This is a genomic window from Microcoleus sp. MOSTC5, from assembly GCF_036701825.1.
Lineage (GTDB): Bacteria > Cyanobacteriota > Cyanobacteriia > Cyanobacteriales > Microcoleaceae > Microcoleus > Microcoleus asticus.
This window is the reverse complement of sequence record NZ_JAUBRK010000061.1, coordinates 21,120-42,938: the sequence shown is the minus strand read 5'-3', so window position 1 is coordinate 42,938 and position 21,819 is coordinate 21,120. Positions and strand designations below refer to the sequence as shown.

At 47.2% G+C, this 21,819-nt stretch carries 23 protein-coding genes and 1 pseudogene; 10 read left to right on the top strand and 14 right to left on the bottom strand.

All coding sequences use genetic code 11. From position 1 onward, the window contains the following. Nucleotides 1–46: 46 nt before the first annotated feature. Both QUA54_RS27005 and QUA54_RS27000 read left to right on the top strand, forming a co-directional pair. A complete protein-coding gene (locus QUA54_RS27005; protein ID WP_333417270.1) occupies nt 47–457 on the top strand; it encodes a hypothetical protein in 411 nt (136 codons plus the stop codon). 199 nt (nt 458–656) lie between these two features. Continuing rightward, nucleotides 657–1,040 (top strand): hypothetical protein, encoded by a 384-nt coding sequence (locus tag QUA54_RS27000; RefSeq protein ID WP_333417268.1) that lies wholly within the window; start codon nt 657–659, stop codon nt 1,038–1,040. Between the two features lie 12 nt (nt 1,041–1,052). Here the strand turns inward: QUA54_RS27000 and dcm are convergent, their stop codons facing one another. After that, nucleotides 1,053–2,060, bottom strand: coding sequence for a DNA (cytosine-5-)-methyltransferase (dcm, locus tag QUA54_RS26995; protein WP_333417266.1), 1,008 nt, complete (start codon nt 2,058–2,060; stop codon nt 1,053–1,055). 76 nt (nt 2,061–2,136) lie between these two features. Further along, entirely contained in the window at nt 2,137–2,367 is a 231-nt protein-coding gene (locus tag QUA54_RS26990; protein WP_333417264.1) for a hypothetical protein, read from the bottom strand. A 28-nt stretch (nt 2,368–2,395) separates the two neighbouring features. On the opposite strand from QUA54_RS26990, the gene QUA54_RS26985 reads away from it, so the two are divergent. Next, nucleotides 2,396–2,779 (top strand): DUF4346 domain-containing protein, encoded by a 384-nt coding sequence (locus QUA54_RS26985; protein WP_333417262.1) that lies wholly within the window; start codon nt 2,396–2,398, stop codon nt 2,777–2,779. A gap of 59 nt (nt 2,780–2,838) precedes the next feature. Here the strand turns inward: QUA54_RS26985 and psb32 are convergent, their stop codons facing one another. Next, on the bottom strand, nt 2,839–3,561 hold the full coding sequence (psb32, locus tag QUA54_RS26980; RefSeq protein WP_333417260.1) for a photosystem II repair protein Psb32: 723 nt from the start codon (nt 3,559–3,561) through the stop codon (nt 2,839–2,841). 132 nt (nt 3,562–3,693) lie between these two features. Between psb32 and QUA54_RS26975 the strand changes: the two genes are divergently transcribed. Further along, entirely contained in the window at nt 3,694–3,924 is a 231-nt protein-coding gene (locus tag QUA54_RS26975) for a hypothetical protein (RefSeq protein ID WP_172189601.1), read from the top strand. 145 nt (nt 3,925–4,069) lie between these two features. Here the strand turns inward: QUA54_RS26975 and QUA54_RS26970 are convergent, their stop codons facing one another. Then, nucleotides 4,070–4,615 (bottom strand): NADPH-dependent FMN reductase, encoded by a 546-nt coding sequence (locus QUA54_RS26970; RefSeq protein WP_333417258.1) that lies wholly within the window; start codon nt 4,613–4,615, stop codon nt 4,070–4,072. 508 nt (nt 4,616–5,123) lie between these two features. Here QUA54_RS26970 and ftsH point away from each other — a divergent pair. Next, the gene (gene ftsH / locus QUA54_RS26965; RefSeq protein ID WP_172189599.1) at nt 5,124–7,058 is read left to right on the top strand and encodes an ATP-dependent zinc metalloprotease FtsH; all 1,935 of its coding nucleotides are present in this window, start codon (nt 5,124–5,126) and stop codon (nt 7,056–7,058) included. Nucleotides 7,059–7,213: 155 nt separating this feature from the next. Here the strand turns inward: ftsH and QUA54_RS26960 are convergent. The 3 genes and pseudogenes from QUA54_RS26960 to QUA54_RS26950 all read right to left on the bottom strand — a co-directional run. Then, a pseudogene (locus QUA54_RS26960) lies at nt 7,214–7,300 on the bottom strand (M23 family peptidase); the annotation flags it as partial. Between the two features lie 53 nt (nt 7,301–7,353). Then, a complete protein-coding gene (locus tag QUA54_RS26955) occupies nt 7,354–8,610 on the bottom strand; it encodes an MFS transporter (protein ID WP_333417256.1) in 1,257 nt (418 codons plus the stop codon). 35 nt (nt 8,611–8,645) lie between these two features. After that, nucleotides 8,646–9,227 carry a M23 family metallopeptidase gene (locus tag QUA54_RS26950; RefSeq protein WP_333417283.1) on the bottom strand — a complete coding sequence of 194 codons (582 nt, stop codon included), beginning with the start codon at nt 9,225–9,227 and terminating at the stop codon, nt 8,646–8,648. 351 nt (nt 9,228–9,578) lie between these two features. Between QUA54_RS26950 and QUA54_RS26945 the strand changes: the two genes are divergently transcribed. Further along, complete coding sequence (locus tag QUA54_RS26945) at nt 9,579–9,959, top strand: hypothetical protein (protein ID WP_172189597.1); 381 nt, start codon at nt 9,579–9,581, stop codon at nt 9,957–9,959. A 166-nt stretch (nt 9,960–10,125) separates the two neighbouring features. Here the strand turns inward: QUA54_RS26945 and QUA54_RS26940 are convergent, their stop codons facing one another. Beyond that, nucleotides 10,126–10,956: a phytanoyl-CoA dioxygenase family protein gene (locus QUA54_RS26940; RefSeq protein WP_333417254.1), complete on the bottom strand. Its 831-nt coding sequence runs from the start codon at nt 10,954–10,956 to the stop codon at nt 10,126–10,128. A gap of 172 nt (nt 10,957–11,128) precedes the next feature. Here QUA54_RS26940 and QUA54_RS26935 point away from each other — a divergent pair, with 172 nt between their 5' ends. Beyond that, entirely contained in the window at nt 11,129–12,577 is a 1,449-nt protein-coding gene (locus tag QUA54_RS26935; RefSeq protein WP_333417252.1) for a RecQ family ATP-dependent DNA helicase, read from the top strand. 195 nt (nt 12,578–12,772) lie between these two features. Beyond that, a complete protein-coding gene (locus QUA54_RS26930) occupies nt 12,773–13,738 on the top strand; it encodes an RluA family pseudouridine synthase (RefSeq protein WP_333417250.1) in 966 nt (321 codons plus the stop codon). A gap of 378 nt (nt 13,739–14,116) precedes the next feature. Here the strand turns inward: QUA54_RS26930 and QUA54_RS26925 are convergent, their stop codons facing one another. After that, on the bottom strand, nt 14,117–14,875 hold the full coding sequence (locus tag QUA54_RS26925; protein ID WP_172189583.1) for a phycobilisome rod-core linker polypeptide: 759 nt from the start codon (nt 14,873–14,875) through the stop codon (nt 14,117–14,119). Between the two features lie 338 nt (nt 14,876–15,213). Continuing rightward, the gene (locus tag QUA54_RS26920; protein ID WP_333196088.1) at nt 15,214–15,810 is read right to left on the bottom strand and encodes a phycobiliprotein lyase; all 597 of its coding nucleotides are present in this window, start codon (nt 15,808–15,810) and stop codon (nt 15,214–15,216) included. A gap of 227 nt (nt 15,811–16,037) precedes the next feature. Here QUA54_RS26920 and QUA54_RS26915 point away from each other — a divergent pair, with 227 nt between their 5' ends. Continuing rightward, on the top strand, nt 16,038–16,208 hold the full coding sequence (locus QUA54_RS26915) for an NblA/ycf18 family protein (RefSeq protein WP_242716365.1): 171 nt from the start codon (nt 16,038–16,040) through the stop codon (nt 16,206–16,208). 231 nt (nt 16,209–16,439) lie between these two features. Here QUA54_RS26915 and pstB read toward each other — a convergent pair whose 3' ends face one another. The 4 genes from pstB to pstS form a co-directional block, all read right to left on the bottom strand. Further along, nucleotides 16,440–17,240: a phosphate ABC transporter ATP-binding protein PstB gene (pstB, locus tag QUA54_RS26910; RefSeq protein WP_015176818.1), complete on the bottom strand. Its 801-nt coding sequence runs from the start codon at nt 17,238–17,240 to the stop codon at nt 16,440–16,442. A gap of 91 nt (nt 17,241–17,331) precedes the next feature. Continuing rightward, nucleotides 17,332–18,225 (bottom strand): phosphate ABC transporter permease PstA, encoded by an 894-nt coding sequence (gene pstA, locus QUA54_RS26905; RefSeq protein WP_333417248.1) that lies wholly within the window; start codon nt 18,223–18,225, stop codon nt 17,332–17,334. A 34-nt stretch (nt 18,226–18,259) separates the two neighbouring features. Then, nucleotides 18,260–19,216 carry a phosphate ABC transporter permease subunit PstC gene (gene pstC, locus QUA54_RS26900; RefSeq protein WP_333417246.1) on the bottom strand — a complete coding sequence of 319 codons (957 nt, stop codon included), beginning with the start codon at nt 19,214–19,216 and terminating at the stop codon, nt 18,260–18,262. Between the two features lie 237 nt (nt 19,217–19,453). Next, nucleotides 19,454–20,623, bottom strand: coding sequence for a phosphate ABC transporter substrate-binding protein PstS (gene pstS, locus QUA54_RS26895; protein ID WP_333417244.1), 1,170 nt, complete (start codon nt 20,621–20,623; stop codon nt 19,454–19,456). 382 nt (nt 20,624–21,005) lie between these two features. Between pstS and QUA54_RS26890 the strand changes: the two genes are divergently transcribed. After that, complete coding sequence (locus tag QUA54_RS26890; protein WP_333417242.1) at nt 21,006–21,584, top strand: biotin transporter BioY; 579 nt, start codon at nt 21,006–21,008, stop codon at nt 21,582–21,584. Nucleotides 21,585–21,819: the final 235 nt, after the last annotated feature.

The window sequence follows — 21,819 nt, the reverse complement described above, 5'->3', positions numbered from 1 at the left end:
GAGGCTGTGTTAAAATGAAACTGGCGCCTAAAAGGGATTGAATCTTATGACTGTAGCGAAAGAACAGATTACTGATAGCAGTAGCCATAGCGGTTTATCAAATTTCCGCATCACGGTCGAACGTCTGCTCGAACTTTTAGATTTAGAACAAGAGGATGAGTACGGGATTTTGAGACCGACTGAGTATGCTTTCAGAACCGCGATGAAATGGATTGTAGAAACCTATGATATTTTGGGTGATAATTTTCCTAAAGCATCCACTGGTACAGACGATCTAGGTAGTATCAGACTTGCGTGGCAAAATGTAAATGCCGATCGGAGAGTACGCTTGTTCTGCCCGCATAATGCTGATGAGAAAGCTTACATTTATCATCAAAAGAGTGAGGAGTATGGATCGGAAGATATTACTTCAGCAGCAACCTTAGCCCATTGGCTAGAGTGGTATAATAAGGTATGACCGATAAATATTCTCGGAGGGAATCAGATGTAGTCATAAATATCTAATGATTCATTACAGTGGCAAGTAAAATACCAGGTAGCTCCTATATTTATTGTAAAACACTCTTATAAGTCTTAAAAACTGCTATAATATCTATTATTCTTAGACAGAGTTTATTCTCTCTGCTCTCCGAATGATATGTTATAACTAACGACTTATGAATACGAAATATCAATTCAATACTTTACCTGACAGTGCTATTGTCTATAGAGCTTTACTCCGGAGACAATGGATTGACGAAGCAAATTTAGTTGTATCTTCCGCTTATTTACTGCGAGCGAATGAACCGGGTTTATCGGTGACAATTGCCAGTGTTTGTTCCCCCGAACAATGTGCAGCAAAGTTCAACTATTGTTACGGAGTTGCTAGTCTGCAAGTAGGACAAATTCGTGAATTAGGTTTAGATGCAGTACCTGATTCAGCATCCCACGCTCAAATTGTCGGTTTACCTTATGTCACAGATGACCGAGACACGGCTGAAAGATTAGCTGATTTGTTAGCAGAGCGATCGAGGATTGTATGGCAACCTTCGCCAACATAGCTTAGCACTTTGTCAGATAAAATCCGCGTTAAAAACCCCTGATAATACTGAGCGGTTGAAACCGCCCAGTATTTCTTTGGCGATCGCCTCTACCACCGGTACACAAACCGAATTGCCAATTTGCTTGTAACTTTCCCCCGCACTCGGATAACTCTTAAAATCTTCAGGAAAACCCATAAGACGGTAACATTCCTTCAGCGTCAACTTTCTCACCATATCTTGCTCGGGAATGTAGATAAAAAACCTGCCCGATGTTTCTTGCGACGGAATTGTCGGATGCACTCCATCTACCGAATAAATGCGATTAGGCTGTCTGTGAACTCTCGATAAATGTTCTGTATTCGGCCTCACGCCAGTTTTCCAAGTACCTTTATTTCTGTAACCTACAAATACAAGTCCCGAATCTTGCTTTCTCGGATAATCAATTAAAGTATACTCTGATTTGTCCAATATTTCAAAATCCCCTGTCTCGTCTAGAAATTCCCTGAGTTGCGGAGGAAACTTGCTTTTAAGCCGAGAAAAATTAAATTCTTTACCTTTAGTTGCAATGATAAATATTCTTTCACGATGTTGAGCAATTCCAAAGTCTTTAGCATTCAGTATTTTGTAATTCACGCTGTACCCCAAATATTCCAGACTGGCAATAATTACTTTTAATGTATTTCCCTTGTCGTGATGGATTAAGTGCTTGACATTTTCGAGAACAACTACTTGAGGTTGCTTTATTTTTATAATTTTACAAATATCAAAGAATAGCGTACCTCTCGTATCTTCAAAACCTAGCTTTTTGCCGCAGATGCTAAAAGGTTGGCACGGAAACCCGGCGACTAAAATATCAAAGTCTTCTAACTCGACGGGATTAATTTTAATGATGTCTGCAAAAGGAACATCGCCGAAATTTTCCCTGTAAACTTCTCGGCATTTGCTGTTGATTTCGCAGGAAAAAACGCATTTAAATCCCTGTTTTTCAAAACCTTGTCTGAAACCTCCAATTCCTGAAAACAAATCTATAAATTTCATTTTTGCTTAGCTTTAATAAAAACAAATTCTCTATATAACAATAACCGAGTTTGCATCAGAGATAAGTGAGCAACGGCTAAAAAAAGACAATACCCCGAGTCCCGACTTCTTCAAGAAGTCGGGGATCTAACAGCGATCGCGTCTTAAGTTCACTCATCAATTTCTCTGTCGAGCCCGATCGACTGTAGCATAGGAGCGGCAAATTGCAGGAATTGTCGATCGCCCAAAACTTTCTCCCGCATTCAACCAACCAATGTCCCAAACTTGTCCCGCAGCCCACTAAACTAGAAATAGCAGAACAAATCACAGCTATTGTCTATTTTCTTTCACTAACCATGAGTCAAACCTTGGAAAACCTCACCGCAATTGATGACAAGCTATCCAAACGCCACCTCGACCTCGATCCCGGCGGCTACTTCATCATCTATATCGATCGCGAAACCAGTTTAATTTGTGCCAAACATTTCACCAACATCATCGACGATCGAGGCCTCGCCGTCGATCCCGAAACTGGTAAACCCATCCCCGCCCGCGGCAAAGTTGAACGCACTCAGGCAACACTTTTTACCGGCAGAACCGCCAAAGAACTTTGCGTCAAAATCCTAGAAGAAACCCGCCCCAGCCCGGTGACAATGTTAGATCACGCGGCTTATCTGGGACGGGAATTTGTGCGGGCAGAAATTGCATTGTTGAGCGATCGAGAATACGTTCAAGATTAGTGCAGCCCTGCCATACTTTCTTGACAAAACGGCAACCGATCGGATGCAAGCAGCACCGATCACGAAAAACCTTGATACCAGAAATAAGTCACCATCGGAATCACTGTCGCCAATACCAACAGCACAACCACAACAACTGTGGCATTGCCTTGGTCTGTTTCTTCAGCTTTTTTAAACGTGCCTTCAACTTGAATGTTGTCAACAACTTCAGGAGGACCCGGATCGGGTTCGCCCGACAAAACAGTTGCAATGCGCGTACTTGCAGCCGCAAATGCCTCGTTGTATTTATTGCCTTCGCGCAGCGGCACTTGCACGGTTTCCCCAGCCACACTCTGGGCAATTTCATCGGTTAGCAGGGATTTGACTCCTTCCCCCGTCCGAATTGCCGCGCTGTTGGTAACAGTGTCGAGAACGAGTAAAATTTGATTAGTCCGATCTTCTTTTGCGGGAAACCACTGTTCAAACAGTTGGTCGGTGAAAGTGGCAGTCGTTTCGCCGTAGTCTAAGCGGTGGATGGTGACCAACCTGACTTGTTTCCCTGTTTTGTTTTCCAGGTTGTCGAGTACGCTGCTGATATTGCTTTCGCTGCTGCGGCTGAGCACGTCGCCTTTGTCGAACACCCAAGTACGATCGCCCGCCGACAACACCGGCATTTCGTACACGCCAGTCGCCAATGCCGGCAATACCGCCATCTGCGATGCGATTAGGGCGATCGCGATCGCCGCGGCCAAAGGTTGGAGATATTTTCTCCAGTTAAATAATTGCTTCAGGAGTCTAGTCATGAGGTTAACCGTAAAACTGACTTTTTTCCAAAAATACTATAGAAATCCCCGTAAAATTCATTTTACACAGGGCAATATTTACAATTAGCTCGCCACTCGAACTCCCCGCCCGATTATTTTAGGATTCTAACTATGGAACCAGCAGACACTTATAAAGGTTGGATTATTCAATCCCAGAAAGTCTTCTACGTCGAGGTTTGGGATAGCCGCGGCAACCGCCACGTCGCCGTCCAAAATGCCAAGACTGAGGAGGAAGCTTTGGAATTGGCCAAAAAGTGGATAGAAAAATATGAGTCCAAACCTGGAAGAATGGCGATCGATGTACCCCATCCTTTCGGAGACATGATCGATATGCCATTTTAACTCAGTTGACTATTGACTGTTAACATTACAGCTTGTAGGGTGCTCTGCTAGAGACAAAACCTCTTCAAATTGATCAATTAGGGGGATGGACGCACCCAAAGACTATGCCAGTTGCGTCCCAAACTACATTTGTCATGAGATAAAATTACGAAATGGCTCGCAATTTCCGCGTATTTTCCACTAAACTCAGAGCAAATTCGTCGAACCTTTCAGACAGTTTTTCATCCAACAATTTACCGTCGGGACTAAAAGCTTTCCAAGCTTGTCCGATCGCAATTTGTTCCGGAATTACCCAAGCGTGCACCCATCTCAAAATCACGCGCATATCGTTGAGTGCGTTGCTGTTAACTTGCCCTCCCAAAACGCTAATCGCACCCGCAACCTTCCCGTCTAAATGCTCAAAACTCATCAAATCCAGGGCATTCTTGAGAGCACCGCTGACGCTACCGTGATACTCCGGCGTTGCCAAAATCAAGCCGTCGGCTTGCTTAACCGCATTTCGCAGCTTTTCCACATCCGGGTAATCGAGATAATCATTCTCGCCGTCGCAGAAGGGCAGCTTGAGCGATCGCAAATCCAATATTTCAACTTCCGCGCCCAGGGCCTGCGCCCGTTCTGCTGCCACCTTCAACGCTAACTGGCTGTAGGAGCCAGCCCGCAAACTTCCGCCAATGCCGACAATCTTTACCATAAAACTCAAAAACAATCACTGCTCGACTAAAGCGTACTCATTCCGACTATGAATAACATAGCAAGTTCGATCGGCAACTGTCAATCGATTTTAGATTTTAGATTTTAGATTTTAGATTTACGGAGGGGGCCTAGAAACCGGGTTTTTTGAGCAAAATCCATCGATTTTAGATTTTAGATTTTAGATTTTAGATTTACGGAGGGGGCCCAGAAACCGGGTTTTTTGAGCAAAATCCATCGATTTTAGATTTTAGATTTTAGATTTTAGATTTACGGAGGGGGCCTAGAAACCGGGTTTTTTGAGCAAAATCCTTGGTTATAGCCCGCAGATTACGTAAAAAACCCGGTTTCTAGAGGAGCCGTGGATTCAAAACCCCCCCTCTTGAGGTGCCTCTTAAGATGCCAGCGAGAGATAAACCCATTCAACACCCGCCCTCTTGTTAACATAAATAAAGGTAGCAAACCAAAAGCGGTCAATCTTGGCAGTCTTCAACCTTGGGCAAAGCAATATGAAAAATTCTTGGAAACACGCATGGCTGGGGCATCTAGCTGTAAACAAAGACAAATCGAGCCAGAATCCTAAAAAATCAATTCCAGGACGGAATCTGTGGCGCATCCTGGGCAGTTTGGTGATTTCTCAAGGAATATTGCTCTCGGCCCCGGTTTTTGCCGAGAGCACCCCAACCACCATGAGTTACAGCCAACTGATTGACAACATAGAAAAAGGGCAAGTCAGTAAAATCGAAGTAGACGAAACTCAAAGAACTGCCAAAGTTAGGCTAAAAAATCAAAAAAGCGATCAGGCCCAATCAGTTACCCTATTCGACTACAACAACCGAGAACTGTACTCGCAAATCCGCGCCAAAAAGATTGACTTTGAAGTCAAACAAACAGCCGACAACGCGGCCGCAGTCAGTTTAGTAGTAAACTTGCTAGTGATTTTTGCAGTGTTGGCAGTGTTGATGGCAATCCTGCGCCGATCGACCCAATCTCAAGGAAATGCCATGAACTTCGGCAAATCCAGGGCCCGTTTCCAAATGGAAGCCAAAACCGGCGTGATGTTCGACGACGTAGCAGGCATCGAAGAAGCTAAAGAAGAACTTCAAGAAGTCGTAACCTTCCTCAAAAAACCCGAACGCTTCAACGCCATCGGCGCCAAAATTCCCAGAGGAGTTCTGTTAATCGGGCCTCCGGGAACCGGCAAAACAATGCTGGCAAAAGCCATCGCAGGCGAAGCAGCCGTCCCCTTCTTCAGTATCTCGGGTTCCGAATTTGTCGAAATGTTTGTCGGAGTCGGCGCCTCGCGCGTCCGCGACTTGTTCCGCAAAGCTAAAGAAAATTCCCCCTGCATCGTCTTCATCGACGAAATAGACGCCGTAGGAAGGCAGCGCGGCGCTGGTATCGGCGGCGGCAACGACGAACGCGAACAAACTCTCAACCAGTTGCTGACAGAAATGGACGGCTTTGAGGGTAACAGCGGCGTGATTGTGATTGCAGCTACCAACCGCCCCGACGTGCTCGATACCGCCCTGCTGCGCCCCGGCAGGTTCGATCGGCAAGTAACGGTAGATTTGCCCAGTTACAAAGGGCGTTTGGGGATTTTGCAAGTTCACGCGCGCAACAAAAAACTCGACCCAGAAGTTGCCCTAGACACGATCGCCCGCCGCACTCCCGGCTTTTCCGGCGCTGACTTGGCAAACTTGCTCAACGAAGCAGCTATTCTCACAGCGCGGCGGCGTAAAGACACGATTACTAACTTAGAAGTTCACGACGCGATCGACCGGATCACGATCGGGCTTACGCTTAACCCGCTGCTGGACAGCAAGAAAAAGTGGATGACAGCATACCACGAAGTCGGACACGCCCTAGTCGCGACCATGCTCACAAATGCCGACCCGGTGGAAAAAGTAACGATTATTCCCCGTTCCGGCGGCATCGAAGGCTTTACTAGCTTCGTGCTCGACGACGAAATGCTCGACAGCGAAGGTTTGAGGAGTCGGGCTTTGCTGTTAAACCGAATTAAAGTAGCTTTGGGGGGACGGGCGGCGGAGGCAGAAATTTATGGCGATGCTGAAATAGACACCGGTGCCAGCAGCGATCTCAGAAAAGTTAGCAGTCTTGCGAGGGAGATGGTAACGCTTTATGGAATGTCGGATTTGGGGCCTGTGGCTTTGGAAAGTCCGAACAATGAGGTGTTTTTGGGTCAGAACTGGAATTCACGATCCGAGTATTCCGAAGAAATGGCAATCAAGATCGATCGGCAAGTCCGGGAAATTGCCTTTGACTGCTACGAAGAAGCTCGCCGGATTATCCGCGAAAACCGCGCTTTGGTAGACAAACTTGTCGAAGCGCTGTTGGATGAAGAAACGATCGACGGCGACGAATTCCGCCAAATTGTCGCTCGGTACACCGAGTTAACAAAAAAAGAGTTGGCCCCAACATAAAGAGTCATTAATCCTTGGTCATTAGTCATTAGTTATTCAAGTTTGTAGTGAGGACTTTATTCCTAATTATCCAAAAAATAAGGACTTTATTCCTTACTACAAACCAACAAAAATGACTGCTAACTAATGACTAATGACTGCTAACTAATGACTAATTAAGATTGTTGCGCGTACATTTCCCTGAGTACCAAAGCCGGGTCTACCCAGCGACCGCCGTACTTCAATCCCCAGTGCAGGAGAGGTTTGACAGGCTCGGACGCCTGTCCCACAACGAGATCCGTACGAAGAGAGTTTTTTACACTTCTATTGCTGCTGAAGGCCAATCCTCCTTTGATGTGGTTTCCGGCATAGCGAACCAGAAGGTCGCCAAAGCAACCGCAGCGATCGCAGCCAAAGTCAAAAATCCAGCATTATATCCAGCTTTTTGAACGATAAACCCAGTCATTAAATTGCTACTGCTAGCCCCTATTCCCACCGCCGTGCCGATCGCCGCTTGCGTGAGGTTAAAGCGTCCCGTCCCCTTCGTTAAATCAGCAACCACAAGCACCGAAAGCACCCCAAAAATTCCCGCCCCAATGCCGTCAAGCGCCTGCACTGAAACCAAAAAATAGGGATTGTCGCTCAAAGTATAAAGTACGCCGCGAATGGGCAGCACAGCAAAGGCAATCAAAAAAATTCTTTTGCGCCCGCCGTGCGCCAAACGCCCCGCCCAGCTAGACACCGGAATCATCACTAGCTGAGCTACAATAATACAGGCGGACATATAAAGAGATGCGCCCGTTGCTTTGCCAGCAGAGAGTTCTTGACCGACGAGAGGCAACATCGCGGCATTAGCAAAGTGAAAAAGTACGGCACAAAGAGCAAAAATGGCAAGGCGGCGATCGCTAAATAGCTGCGCGAACCCAGAAACGCCAGCCTGATTTCCACCCTCTGCCTCTGCCTCCTCCATTTCGGCCCCCCGCGCCCACTCGTGATTTATATCCTCTTCGCGCACCCGGAGCACCACGATCGCGCTGGCGATCGCCATTCCCCCCACCAGCAAAAAGATCCCCTCCCGTGCAATAAAGTGGCCCACTAAACCCGCCAGTGTCGCCGCAGCCACATTACCTGCATGATTGAACGATTCATTGCGGCCGATCCGCTTGTCTAACTTGCTGTGCCCAACTATGCCCAGCGTAATCGCTGCTACCGCCGGCGGGAAAATTGCAGCCGCAACGCCGTTCAAAGCTTGCGCCGAGATCACCACCGCAAAAGTTGGCAGCAAAATAATCGAGCCGCAGCCGAGCGCTACCAGCCCCGCCGCGAGCGCGATTAAAAGCCGTTTAGCCCGCAGCCGATCTACCAAAGCCCCGGCAGGAGTTTGAGCAATTACTGTAGCGATGCCCATCGCAGACATAGCAATCCCGATATCAGCCGGGTTCCAGTTGCGGGAAGCTTGCAGGTAGATTGCCAGATAGGGCCCCACACCGTCGCGCACGTCGGCCAGAAAAAAATTCAAATAGTCCAGGGCGCGCAAACTCTGGCGGTGCAGCCTTTTAGAGGTTTCTTGCATGAGTTTTTAGAGGATCGGTAGCCTTCTCCTTAGTTCTAGGAATTGGACGAGGTAGAGAAGTTAGAGCTTTGCTGAGAGTACATTTCCCGCAATACCAAAGCCGGGTCTACCCAGCGACCGTCATACTTCAATCCCCAGTGCAGGTGAGGGCCGGTCGTGCGGCCGGTCATCCCAACTCTGGCAATTCTCGCACCGGCCGGCACAGTTTGACCCTGCCAAATTACCAGGCCGCCTTCGCGATCGACATAATAACGCCCGCCGTTAGCTGTTTCCACCCGACCTCTGAGGTGACAGTAGATGTGTTCCCAATTTCCCGATCGCACCACCATACCAGTGCCGCACCGGCCATCTTCCCAAACTTCCACAATTTGCCCGCCCCACCAGTTGCGGATATAGCTGCCTTCCGGGGCGGCCAAGTCCAAACCGTAATGAAAATCGCCGCCGCGGGGGCCGAAGGCGGAACTGTAGGCTTCAAAATTTTCGACGGGAAAAGAAGCTTCTTGCCACAAATTACCCGTCGCTACTCTGCTTGGTAAGCCAGACTGAGCTGTTACCAACTGCTGCTGCAAATAAGGGCCGATCGAAACAATGCCGATCGAAAGTGCCACTAGCAGCATCTGTCTGGGACGAAAAAAGCGTTTTGCCGTCAGCGGGCCTGTAGAGTCTTGCACGATTTTTTTCACGGCTGAAAGTTGAATGTATTTGGGGGTGTGGGTTGTCGGGCCAATTCGCTGCAAGATTGCCTTCGTCAGCTCTACCCGCCAAACGAATCAGTTGACCAACGTGTATCTTACTGCATACAGAGCCGGTGTCAAGGCTTCGGGTTAAATGCTATAGGGAACAGAAAATTATTTTCCTGCGGAATTCCTGATGCGGTTGAATTCGATCGAGCTTTTGCTTGACACTATAGTTAGTTCGGGGATTTTGGATGCCGTCTGAAATCTCAAATTCATCACCAACATCAAGCAATGCTTACTGAAATTTTTCCCTTTAGTTTTGCTATAGACGCAACTGCGATCGCAGGTGCGTCTTTGTGGTCTTTGGCCCTCTATTGGGGCCTGTCGCCCCTGACAGAATGGGTAATCCTGCAACTCAACCGCTGGATGAATTTTGCTGAGAGATCCCTCTACACCTCGGAAGCCGAGTTTGAAAGAACCCGCCAAGCCAGAGAAGCTCAAAATGCTTTTTACGCCTCGCTGTTAAGCATTCTGCCCTTTTTGATTGTCGGCGGATTGTGCAATTGGGGCGTCGAATGGTCGCTGGGCACTGGTTGGGCGGTATCTATGGGTACGATCGCCTGTATTGGCGGCGGCGTTTACGAACTCGGCCGCCGAGACGGTCAATCTTAGGCGATTTTAGATTTTAGATTTTGGATTTTGGATCGATCGAGATATTCGGAGATTTACCAGTCTCTAGAATTGATCGTAATCTCAAATCCAAAACTCAAAATCTAAAAGAAATATGACATATCGCGTCTATTATCACTCGCGCCTCAAACAAAATTAGCAATGTATTTTAACCGTAATTTGACTCAGGATGTTTGCCTAAAAGCCGCAGTTGCCGTTCAGTAGCGGTAGCGAGAATTTCGGGATTGAACTGCCACGGCCAAGGCGAAAATTTCTGCGCTATGTCGCGGTGGGAATAATGCACTTGGAGTAAGTAGCGAGTTCCATCTGTTGTCGTATTTTTGCCGCCGGAATGCCAAATTTCACTGCGGAAAAACAGCACATCTCCTGCTTTGCATAAAACTGGTTCTGGGGAATGTCCGTTCCAAGTTTCTTCCCCGCGATCGGGTTTTCGACCAGATTTGTGACTGCCAGGAATAATGTAGGTAGGACAGAGGTCTTCAGCGATGTCGCTGAGATAGAAATGGGCTGTACAAATCCATACTGGCAGTTGAAAAGTGCGATCCTCTCCGAGGGCTGCGCTAACGGCAAACACGCTTTCTGGTATTGGTACAAACACCTGATCGACGTGGACGCGCCAACCGTCATAACCGGGCCCGCTTTTCCACGCAGTCATGCCGATAATGTGGCAATCGCTGCCCATTAATGCTTCTGCTAACTCAATTATACCGGGTCGATCGGCATAGGAAAGCCACAGGCGATCGCGATTAAAAACGCATTTAAAATGATGGTTCAATTCACTCCAACTGCTGCCGTCGAGTCCGAAGGGTTGCAGGCGATCGAGTGCTTCCCGCGCCGCCGCTATTTCCGACGCGCTGAGCACACCGGGAATCAGCGCAAAACCATCTTCGCGCACCGCCTCTACCGCCCCCGCTGTGTCGAAAATGTCACAAGTCTTTTGCCGATAGCTGAAAACTTCGCTTAACGTGCTTGCGTTCATAATTCAAATCAGAGTAAAATTATTAACTGTTATTAAATTAACACTAATTATGCTGGATATTTACATACTATGGAGCCAGCAATCCGGTTTCTTGGTACATTAGGACTTACACAAAATCTAATTATGTATGGTGCGCACTGCGCACATTATGTCTGATTTGGGGATAAATTAAATGCAATACCAACCAGAACCAACATCATTAAATCAAGCCCGCGCCGCCTTCCAAAAAATCTGGGGATACGACGACTTTCGACCGCCACAAGGAGAAATCGTCGGCAGTTTATTAGCCGGAAAAGATACAATAATAATTATGCCGACAGGTGGTGGCAAATCAATCTGCTTTCAACTGCCAGCTTTGTTGCAAACAGGCTTAACTTTGGTAGTTTCGCCGTTAGTCGCACTGATGGAAAATCAAGTACAAGAATTGCGCGATCGCAATCTGCCCGCTTCCCTCCTCCACAGTCAATTGCCAACACAGCAGCGCCGACAAACTATGCAATCGCTGCAACAAAACAAATTAAGATTGCTGTACCTGTCTCCCGAAACATTACTCAGTAAGCCTGTTTGGGAAATTATCAGTCAGCCGCACATCCAAATCAACGGTTTAATATTAGATGAAGCTCACTGTTTAGTGCAGTGGGGTGATACTTTTCGACCAGCTTACCGCCGTTTGGGAACAGTGCGATCGGCTTTGTTGAAAGCTAAACCAGCCAACAGTAAAATTGCGATCGCAGCTTTTACCGCTACCGCCAACCCCGACGCGCAGCAGACAATCAAAAATGTCTTGCAACTGCAAAAACCCGAAGCATTTTTGCTAAGTCCCTACCGTTCTAATCTGCACCTGCAAGTGCAAACAGTCTGGACGCCGAGAGGACGCAGGCAGCAGTTATTAAATTTTATTAAAGCTCGACAAAAACAAGCAGGTTTAGTCTATGTCCGCACTAGGAAAGATAGCGAAAGCTTGGCGGATTTGTTGGAAGCAGCCGGTTATGAAACAGCAGCATATCATGCAGGTTTAAGTCCAGAAGCACGACGAAACATAGAAAAAGCTTGGCTGAACAATGAGCTTAAATTTGTGACTTGTACCTCAGCATTCGGGATGGGAATTAACAAGCCAGATGTCCGGTGGGTGGTTCACTTTCAAGCACCTTTGCTATTATCGGAATACATCCAGGAAATTGGTAGAGGCGGACGCGACGGCAAATCGGCGATCGCCCTGACATTGATTAGCGAACCGACGGGTTTGCTTTATCCCGAAGATAAACAAAGAGCACAATTTTTTCAAGATAAATTGCGATCGCAATATCGAGAAGCTCAGCAATTAGCCAAAAAACTGCCAGTTAAAGGCGATATAGAAGCAGTTTCCCGCGAATTTCCTGAAAGCGCGATCGCCCTTTCGATTCTCCACAGCAGCGGACAATTAACATGGCAAGATCCTTTTAATTATGCGATCGACAAATCCGCACAGCAAAAAGGCGAAAAACAAAACTTTACCGCAGCGGAAGAAATGGCAAAATATCTCAAACATCGCGAGTGCAGGTGGCAATTTTTGCTGCAAGCTTTTGGCTTTACCAAGGAAGCTACATCTATGCGGTGCGGCCACTGTGACAATTGTCGATAGAATTGACAATTATACTCAAACGACTTAACCACTCCAACCCAAGAAACCGGGTTTTTTACCCAGTCTGCGGGCCCAAAGGAAGTATTGCTGTGAAACAATCCGGTTTCGACGCACCCGTGCGCTCGCGAACTCACTCACAGATGTTATGATTAAGATATTTGCTTTACACACTTGGCAAAAAATAGTAAAAAGTAAATGATAGAAACAGACACTGCGGCACAGATTTACACAGTAGAAAATACAGAGGAATTCGATCGCAGTAATCTCAATCAGCGATTAGATATTTGGCTGTCAAACCAGATACCGGACTTATCCCGATCGCGAATCCAAAGCCTCATATCACAAGGCAACGTCAAAGTCAACGACGAAACCTGCACCTCGAAAAAAATATCAGTAAAAACGGGCGATCGCATCCACCTCACTTTACCCGAAGCACAGCCCACTTCCTTGCAGGCTGAAGCAATTCCCCTCGACATCCTCTACGAAGACGACAGCCTAATTATCATCAACAAACCAGCCGGATTAGTCGTCCACCCAGCCGCCGGACACCAAGACGGTACATTAGTCAACGCTCTCTTAGCCCACTGTCCCCTAGCAGAAATAGGCGGAGTTCAGCGGCCGGGAATCGTGCACAGATTAGACAAAGATACAACAGGTGCGATCGCGATCGCCAAAACCGACATTGCCCACCAACACCTGCAAGCCCAACTCAAAACCAAAACCGCCCGCCGCGAATATTTAGGCATAGTTTACGGGGCTCCCAACACCGAAACAGGCACAATAGACTTACCCATCGGGCGGCATCCCACAGACCGCAAAAAAATGGCAGTAGTACCAGTAGAAAAAGGCGGTCGCCCCGCAGTTACTCACTGGACAATCAAAGAAAGAATCGGCAACTATTGCTTAATGCACTATCAATTAGAAACCGGCCGCACCCATCAAATTCGCGTGCATACAGCCGAAATAAAACATCCCATTGTCGGCGACCCGATGTACAGTTCCAACCGTTCCATCGGCGTCAATTTAACCGGACAAGCCCTCCACGCATGGCGGCTGACATTGCAGCATCCAGTAACAGGAGAATTAATAGAGGCGATCGCACCTTTACCCGATCAATTCAACACCCTATTAAAAATATTGCGCCTGCGCTCTCACACTTGATCTCTTGGGCAGTTAAAACTGCTAAAGTTCTTACTATAAACATTTTTTGCCCTTCCTTTTTTCTTCATTAAACTTCTTGCCTAAATCTTTGATGCAAGAGGGAAACCGCAGATGAAAGTAGATGCACGCAGATCGACGCAGATATATTTAAAGATAGTTTGCGAAGGCATTCAATTCAAGTCTAATATTTCTCCATTAAATCCCGTACATTGCTCGTTGGCGAAATTCTTCCCAAAAAATTATGAGTCCTAAGTTTTGGATTCCAAGTTTATCAAAAAACTCAAACCTCAAAACTCAAGACTCAAAACTCTCTCAGCCTAAAAGCCGATCGATTCAGTCGATCGCCCGACACAAATAATCGCATCAGGGCAGCATCAATTACCGGCGACGGGGAACCATCGTGTCGATATTGATATTAGCTAGAGGCACGCGCTGCGGCGGAGTAGCAGGCAGGGGCATATTGCGCGCCATACCCAAATAGTTCGACGGATCGCCAGCTTTGGGCTGCTGCTCTTGAGGAACAAAACGGCGGACACTTGTTTGCCAGATGATTTGCGGGAAGCCAAGCTGCGAACGGTGGTACTCACCGTAGCGGGGCGTCTTCAAGTTGAAAGGAGTGTCCCCTCCAACTCGCTGAGGCAAAATTCGGCGCTGCTGGTAAGGTACTGTATCGTAGCCGAACTTTTCCAGGTACTCATCGCTATTGACCAACTCGTCAATAAAGCCTTGAGGCCCCTTATTGGCTACCACGATCGACCAAGCAATCTTTTCGCGCTCGCTGTACACATCCCGGCCCAAAATGCGCTGCACGCACATTTCCACAAACCGATAGTTGCTGTTAGTTTGATAATTCCGCTCCAAGAAAGGAGAAGAAGTCGCCAAACCGCGAATAAAGTCCCGCACAGTAATTTGGCCGAACTTGAGTTGCGACTCCAAAGACTTTTGGCGGTTGCTCTTGAGGATTTGGTGTTCGCTGTAAATCTGGCGATATCCAGCCCAAATCAAATTTTCCATGTCTCCAGATGAGAGCACATTTTCAGTTGTGAAAACTCTGGGCTTCTCGTCGCTCCCCACTTCAAAACCAGCAACGCGCTGGTTTTGGCTCTTGGGGGCGTAGCTTATCAAAGGTAGCGCCACGTTAAAATCTCCGTTATCTCAAATTTCAGAAATAGTTGACACCGTGAGCTGCCAGCATAACGGATACAACTAACCAACATACAGATTAGGGGATTCCCGCAATCTAAATCTGATTTTCCTGAATTTTTGCAACAATCTGTAACATTTGTTGACTTTGGGGAAGTCAGCAGTCAGTAATTAGCAATCACCCAGGTTCCCAGTCTCTGGCTGGGAACGCCACTTGAGAGGCTCTGCCTCGTCTAATCTAACCGGAGGCAGAGCCTGAGACCCAGGATTCCCAGGCTGAGTCTGGAAACGAAGCCAAAGTTATGACCGATGACTAATGACTAATGACTAAATTACCAGCCCAGAGCCGAATAAAACTCGCTGGCGGCCACTTGATCTCCTGCGGCTTCTGATGTTGCATCCGAGTCTGGTTCCACCCGAATTTCGGTACAAAAAGTCGAAGTGCTGAAACCGCCAAAGCGCTTTACACTACTCGTCCGCATCCGCACGTTGGGATTAGCAAACCAGAAACGCTCGATCGAACTCATCGTCTCGTATTCGGTAATCAGCAGCAGCCCATCCTCGTCATCCATCTCAAAACGGCCAGCCACCGGCACAATTTCCGCATAGCCGCGTTCCCGCAACATCAAACCCTGCCGGGGATTTTCAGGATCGGGGACGATCGCGAACACCGTAGATCCCTTGTGATTCTCATCATCTTTATCCCACGCCATCGAACCGTGCCAAGTTACAAAAGCCCCCCCAGCAGCCCGGCTCGGATCGACTTCGTGCATTTGGCAAATCTCGGCCACTCGCGCGTCATCCGCAGCCAGCGCCGTTACCTGAATATTTGAATCCCCAATCTCCGCTTGGCGGAAAGCGAGGTGGTGAGTGCTGCGCTGAGAACGCCACTCCCCAGCACTGCTTTGAAAAAACTCCATTGCATCCATACAAACTATCTCCTTTGGCTTATGCTTCCCGCTCTTGACGCCTTTTTATGATAGAGCTCCCCCCACTTAGATGTACTTTTGCGACACAAATTAGTCTCAAAATGTCTACTTTGGACATATTGTCAAGGGAATGTTATGATAGTTTACAATGTAGGAACACAACAAATCCTGCGAAACGTCATCCCGATCAATCTCGCATCGATCTCAGCAAACTGGAGGAGCGACTTATGGATATGCCTACAACCAGCCTCAGCATGGAACAGCAGTTCAAACTGCAAGTGCTGCGCGAAGAAGTCAAAAGGTTAAGCCAAGACCAAGCTCAGGAATACTTGCTCGAAGTTATGCGGCAAAACATGGTCAAAGAAAACCTGTTAAAGCATTGGATGAAGAATATGTGAACTCTTCAGCATTTCTTGACAAAAATCAGTGGCTTGTATTTGCAAAAAGTACGATCGAGCTTTTAATCATAAAACCCAGAATCCCGCTTTCTCCAAGAAAGCGGGATTCTCAATTCAGAAAAGTTTTACGCAGTTTTTTTTGTCGCTACCATACTCAGAAAATAAAATGTTTTTAGTCTCTTATAGAGGGACGACAGTTTTTGTAGCGACAGGCTTCAACCTGTCGGGGACTCAACCAAAACGGCCGCTCACATAATCTAAAGTAGACTCTTCCTTCGGACTTTGGAAAATGACCTCAGTCTTGTCACACTCCACAAGATAGCCAAACCGCTTCCCATCGTCAGAAAGTTTAGCATTGAAAAAAGCAGTCAGGTCAGAAACCCGAGAAGCCTGCTGCATATTGTGAGTAACGATCACAATCGTATACTTCTCCTTGAGTTCCCGCATCAACTCCTCAATCTTAATCGTAGAAATCGGGTCAAGAGAAGCGCAAGGTTCATCCATTAACACTACATCAGGATTAATCGCGATCGCCCTAGCAATACACAAACGCTGCTGCTGGCCGCCCGAAAGAGAAAAACCGCTTTGCTTCAACTTATCCTTCACCTCATCCCACAAATAAGCTTGGCGGAGCGACTTCTCCACCAGCTCATCCATATCCCCCTTATAATTGTTCACCCTCGCACCGTAAGCAATATTGTCATAAATCGACTTCGGGAAAGGATTCGGCTTTTGGAATACCATCCCAATCTTGCGGCGCACCTCTACAGCATCAATATCAGGAGCGTAAAGATTTTGACCGTAGTAATCAATTCTACCCTCTAAACGAAAACCGTTAACTAAATCGTTGAGGCGGTTAAAACATCGCAGAATTGTACTTTTACCGCATCCAGACGGCCCAATCAAAGCAGTAATGCGATTTTTAGGAATCTCCATACAAACATTTTTAACCGCGTGAAAAGCGCCGTAAAAAATATTGATATTTTCTGTCCGTAAAATTGTTTCCGTTTGCTTGTCTAAATCCATCATCATACAGGTAAAAATCCTCTCAAATTTTACTCAAGACCTGGGTTACATTCGGCCTTCACCATAAGTGCATGAATGCCTTTTTAAAACTCACCCTTTAATACACTTTTTTGTGAGTAGCCCAGCGAGAAAGAATACTCGTCAGCAACACCATACACACCAAAATCAAAGATGCAGCCCAAGCCAATTCTTTCTGTGCCTTAAAAGGAACCGTTGCAAAGTTGTACACTAAAACCGAAAGACTCGGAGTTGGCTTATCAAATCCTGCCGGCCAAAAAGGCGAATTCAGCGCCGTGAAAATCAAAGGAGCCGTTTCTCCAGCAGCGCGAGCAATTGCCAGCGTCACACCCGTTAAAATAGCCGGAATTGCCGCAGGCAAAACCACCTGCAACACTGTCTGATAATTAGAAGCACCCACACCAACCGACGCCCATCTAATATCTTGCGGGACGATTTGTAGAGCTTCGTCAGTAGTCCGCACAATCGTGGGCAACATCAGCACTGCCAGCGCCGCGCCCCCTGCAATTGCCGAAAAACCTCCCATATTTACCACGAACAAACCGTAGGCAAATACCCCGGCAATAATCGAAGGAACGCCGCTGAGGACATTAGTAGCAAAGCGCACCCAGCGAGCGATTTGGCCGCTGCTGAACTCCGACAAATAAACTGCTGCCAATACACCAAAAGGAACAGCAATTAAAGAAGCAATTCCCACCGTCATCAATGTACCGAGAATTGCATTAGCAATCCCGCCTCCCGACAGTCCGGGCGGTGGCGGCAGCTTGGTAAACAAATCTAAATTCAGGCGATTGAAACCTTGTACGGTGACGTAGGAAAGCACTGCAAACAAAGGTAGCAGAGTGATGGCCAAAGCTGATCCAGCCAGTACAGTCATCCCCAGATTAAACAGCGCTTGCGGGCTGTTTTTAACCTTATTCAAACTGCCTGTTTTCGATACCAAAGGATTCTCGTCGGAGACGCTATTTGACATAAACTAAAACTATGTAGGAAATTGCGGCAAACTTCTAGTTGTACTTTGCTCTTACTTGAGAAACAATCCACTCTGCCAAGATATTAACAATCAGCGTCAGAATAAACAGAATTAGCCCCGCGTACATCAGAGCTGCTACTTGCAAGCCAGAGGCTTCGGCAAACTGATTTGCCATCAGAGAAGCAATAGTATTTGCAGGAGCTAGCAGAGAAGCACTTAACTGATTGGAATTGCCAATTAACAGAGTAGCTGCCATTGTTTCTCCCATCGCGCGACCGAGCCCGAGCATAATTCCGCCGACAATGCCGGAAAAAGCCGCCGGTACGAGCACTCTAAAAATTGTTGTCCAGCGAGTAGCTCCCAAACCCAGAGATGCTTGTCGCAATTCGGGCGGGAGACTTGCTAAAGAGTCGCGGGAGATAGCAGTAATAATGGGCAAAGTCATGATTCCCAAAATTACTCCGGCTGGTAACATTCCCGGGCCCACTGGCGGGGTGCTAAAAATCGGCAGCCATCCGAAGTTACCGTTGAGAAACTTTCCGATGCTGCTAATTATAGGAATTAATACAGCAATTCCCCACAAACCGTAGACTACGCTGGGAATGGCGGCTAAGAGTTCTACTAAAAAAACCAAAGCTGTGCGGATTTGTAGTGGTATGAAATCTTCGCTCAAGAAGATGGCAGTCCCTACTCCTAATGGTACTGCAATTAGGAGCGCGATCGCCGAACTGACGATCGTCCCGTAAATCATCGGCAGCGCGCCGTACTCTTCTTTAACCGGATTCCAGCTACTGCTAAACAGAAAGCCCAAACCGTACTGTTGAATCGCAGGTAAAGCTCTGTAAGCAACGGTGAGCGCGATTACCAGCAAAATTACACCAACTCCTATTCCCAAAATCCGACTCAGCCAGATAAAGCCTTGGTCTAAGGATTTTTCTGCTTGAGAGCGCGATCGGCTCTCTGATTGAGCGCTGTTACGATCTGAAATCATAGAAAAAAAAACCAAATATATAGTAGCGGAAAATAGCCTGTTTCGGAAAAAGCTAGAAGGAAGCAGAAAGAAAGACGATAAATAAAATCAAAGAGGGGCGGGTTTATTAATCCCCTGACTTTTCAACAAATTTTTCTGGTAAAACCCGCCCCTACAGAAATATCTCTCTTTTTTTCTTCCTTCTTCCGTCTTTCTTCTTCCTTCTTCCCTCTTCCTTCTTCCCTCTTCCTTCAATTACTATTTGGCAACCTCAATCTTGTAGTCTGGGCTGATGCCGTCAGCGGCCGCGGCTACTTTTTCTTTAACGCTTTGGGGCAGAGGAACGTAGCCCAATTCGGAACTAACTTTTTGACCTTCATTCAAGCCGTATTCAACCATTGCCTCGATTGCTTTGGCTTTGTTGGGGTCAGCAACTGTTTTGGGGACGAGCATCCAAGTGTAGGTGACAATTGGATAGGATTGAGCGCCTTCTGGGTCTTCGATAAATGCTCGCAGGTTTTCCGGCAGAGGCACAGTCGCTAGAGCTGCTGAAGCTGACTCGTCGTTAGGTACTACAAATGTGCCTGCTTTGTTTTGTAGCGATGCAAATTTGAGATTGTTGTTTTTGGCGTAGCCGTATTCTACGTAGCCAATGCTGCCGACGGTTTGCAGAACTTGGGCTGTGACGCCTTCGTTGCCTTTTGCGCCTACGCCTACGGGCCACTGTACTGTTTTGCCGTCGCCTACTGCACTTTTCCAGTCGGGGCTGATGGCACTCAGGTGTTTGGTGAAGACGGCGGTGGTACCGCTGCCGTCGGAACGGTGGACGATGGTGATGGCTTGGTCTGGCAATTTAGCGCCCGGATTGGCTGCTGCAATTTTGGGGTCGTTCCACTTGGTTATTTTTCCGGCGAAGATATCTGCGTAAACATCCCTGGGCAATTTCAGTTCGGGTACATCTGGCAGGTTGTAGCCCATGACGATGCTGCCGGCTGTCATGGGCAGTAAGAGCACGCCTTTGTCTGCTGGAACTTTGGCGATTTCGTCGTCTTTCATTGCGGTGTCGCTGGCCCCAAAGTCTACTGTGCCTTTGGTAAATTGTTCGACTCCGGCGCCGCTGCCTACTGATTGATAGTTAATTTGTACTTTGGGGTTGATTTTGTTGAAGTCTTGAAACCAACGCTGGTACAGAGGGGCGGGGAATGAGGCGCCGGCTGCGGTGATGGCTACGTCTGAGGCTAGGGCGAGTTTGGTGTTTTCCGCTGTGCCAGTGGCTGCAACGGGGGATGCTGCGGTGTCGCCGGGGCTGGGGCTGCTGCTTGTGGTTGTGCTGCCGCCGCCACAAGCTGCTAAACTCAGGGCGATCGCCATAGCAGAAATTGCTGTAGTCAGACGGTTTGGATTAATCAAGTTGAGACGAAAAAGCATAGGTATAAAAAATCTGCGATCGTTATATGGGTGTCGGCATCAGCATAGCGCGCGAAAGTAAAGGTTAGGTTAAGAATCTTTACACTTTATGGCAATTTAATATTAATTAATATTATTAATGTTATTTATGAGCTTGACAATTTTCAATTTATAAGATACATGGTCGAGAAATAGCTACGGAAACAAGCAGTCGATCGCCCTCGGGCGCAAAATTCCCGATTAAACGATCGCAAGATCCAGGCTGGAGAACCAGAAAACCATACAATGGTGGTTATTTTGACAGTAGTGCTAGTATTAAGAATTTAAAAGCTGCGGGCATTGAAGCTTGCCTCGGACAAATGCCTTCTGCCTTATACCTTCTGACGAATGCCGTTTGATGATAATGCCTGCTCCTATTGAATTAATCTGGGCTGTTATTGGTTTGCTCCTGACGATAGGAGGCACTTTTTTGCCTGCATCTGTCACAATTCCTATTGGGTTGTGGGACGATCGAGGACTTCAGGCGTACTCTTTAGGTGTTACCTATCAAATTGGAGCCGTTTTGCTAGTAGGCTGCATGGGGGGAAAAAATGCTGCGGCTCTCTCGCAAATTGCTTATTTGGCATTAGGATTAACTTTGTGGCCAGTTTTTTCTCAAGGCGGCGGCATCGGCTATCTCAAAGAAGCGAGTTTTGGGTATTTGCTGGGTTTTGTGCCTGGTGCTTGGGTGTGCGGCTGGGTAGCTTTTAAGGTGGCTTCGCGGCTGGAATCTATGGCTTTTAGCTGTTTGTGCGGTTTGTTCACTGTTCACGCGATCGGCTTAATTTATCTAGTTTTTACTTACTGGCTGCCTCCGGCAAAAAAAACACCTTTATTCGATGAGATTCTTAAATATTCGATTTATCCTCTGCCGGGACAATTGGCGGTAGTTTGTGCGATCGCAGTGCTGTCATTTACTTTGCGCCGCTTGATGTTTTATTGATTGGGTAATTGGTAATCGGTAAGGTAGTTACAAATAAATATTAGATGGGGAGGGCGGGTGAGAGCAGTCATAAAATCGCTTGTCTCATAGATTGTTAGCTAAACCCACCCTTACAAGATACTATGTTTTTTTGCCTTTACTTACTTAATCAAGAATTGGTAATCGGCGATTGATAATGGGGGATTGGTAGTTGTGTCAAATAAGGTTATACTGTCATTGCGCAACGGGAGAGTCT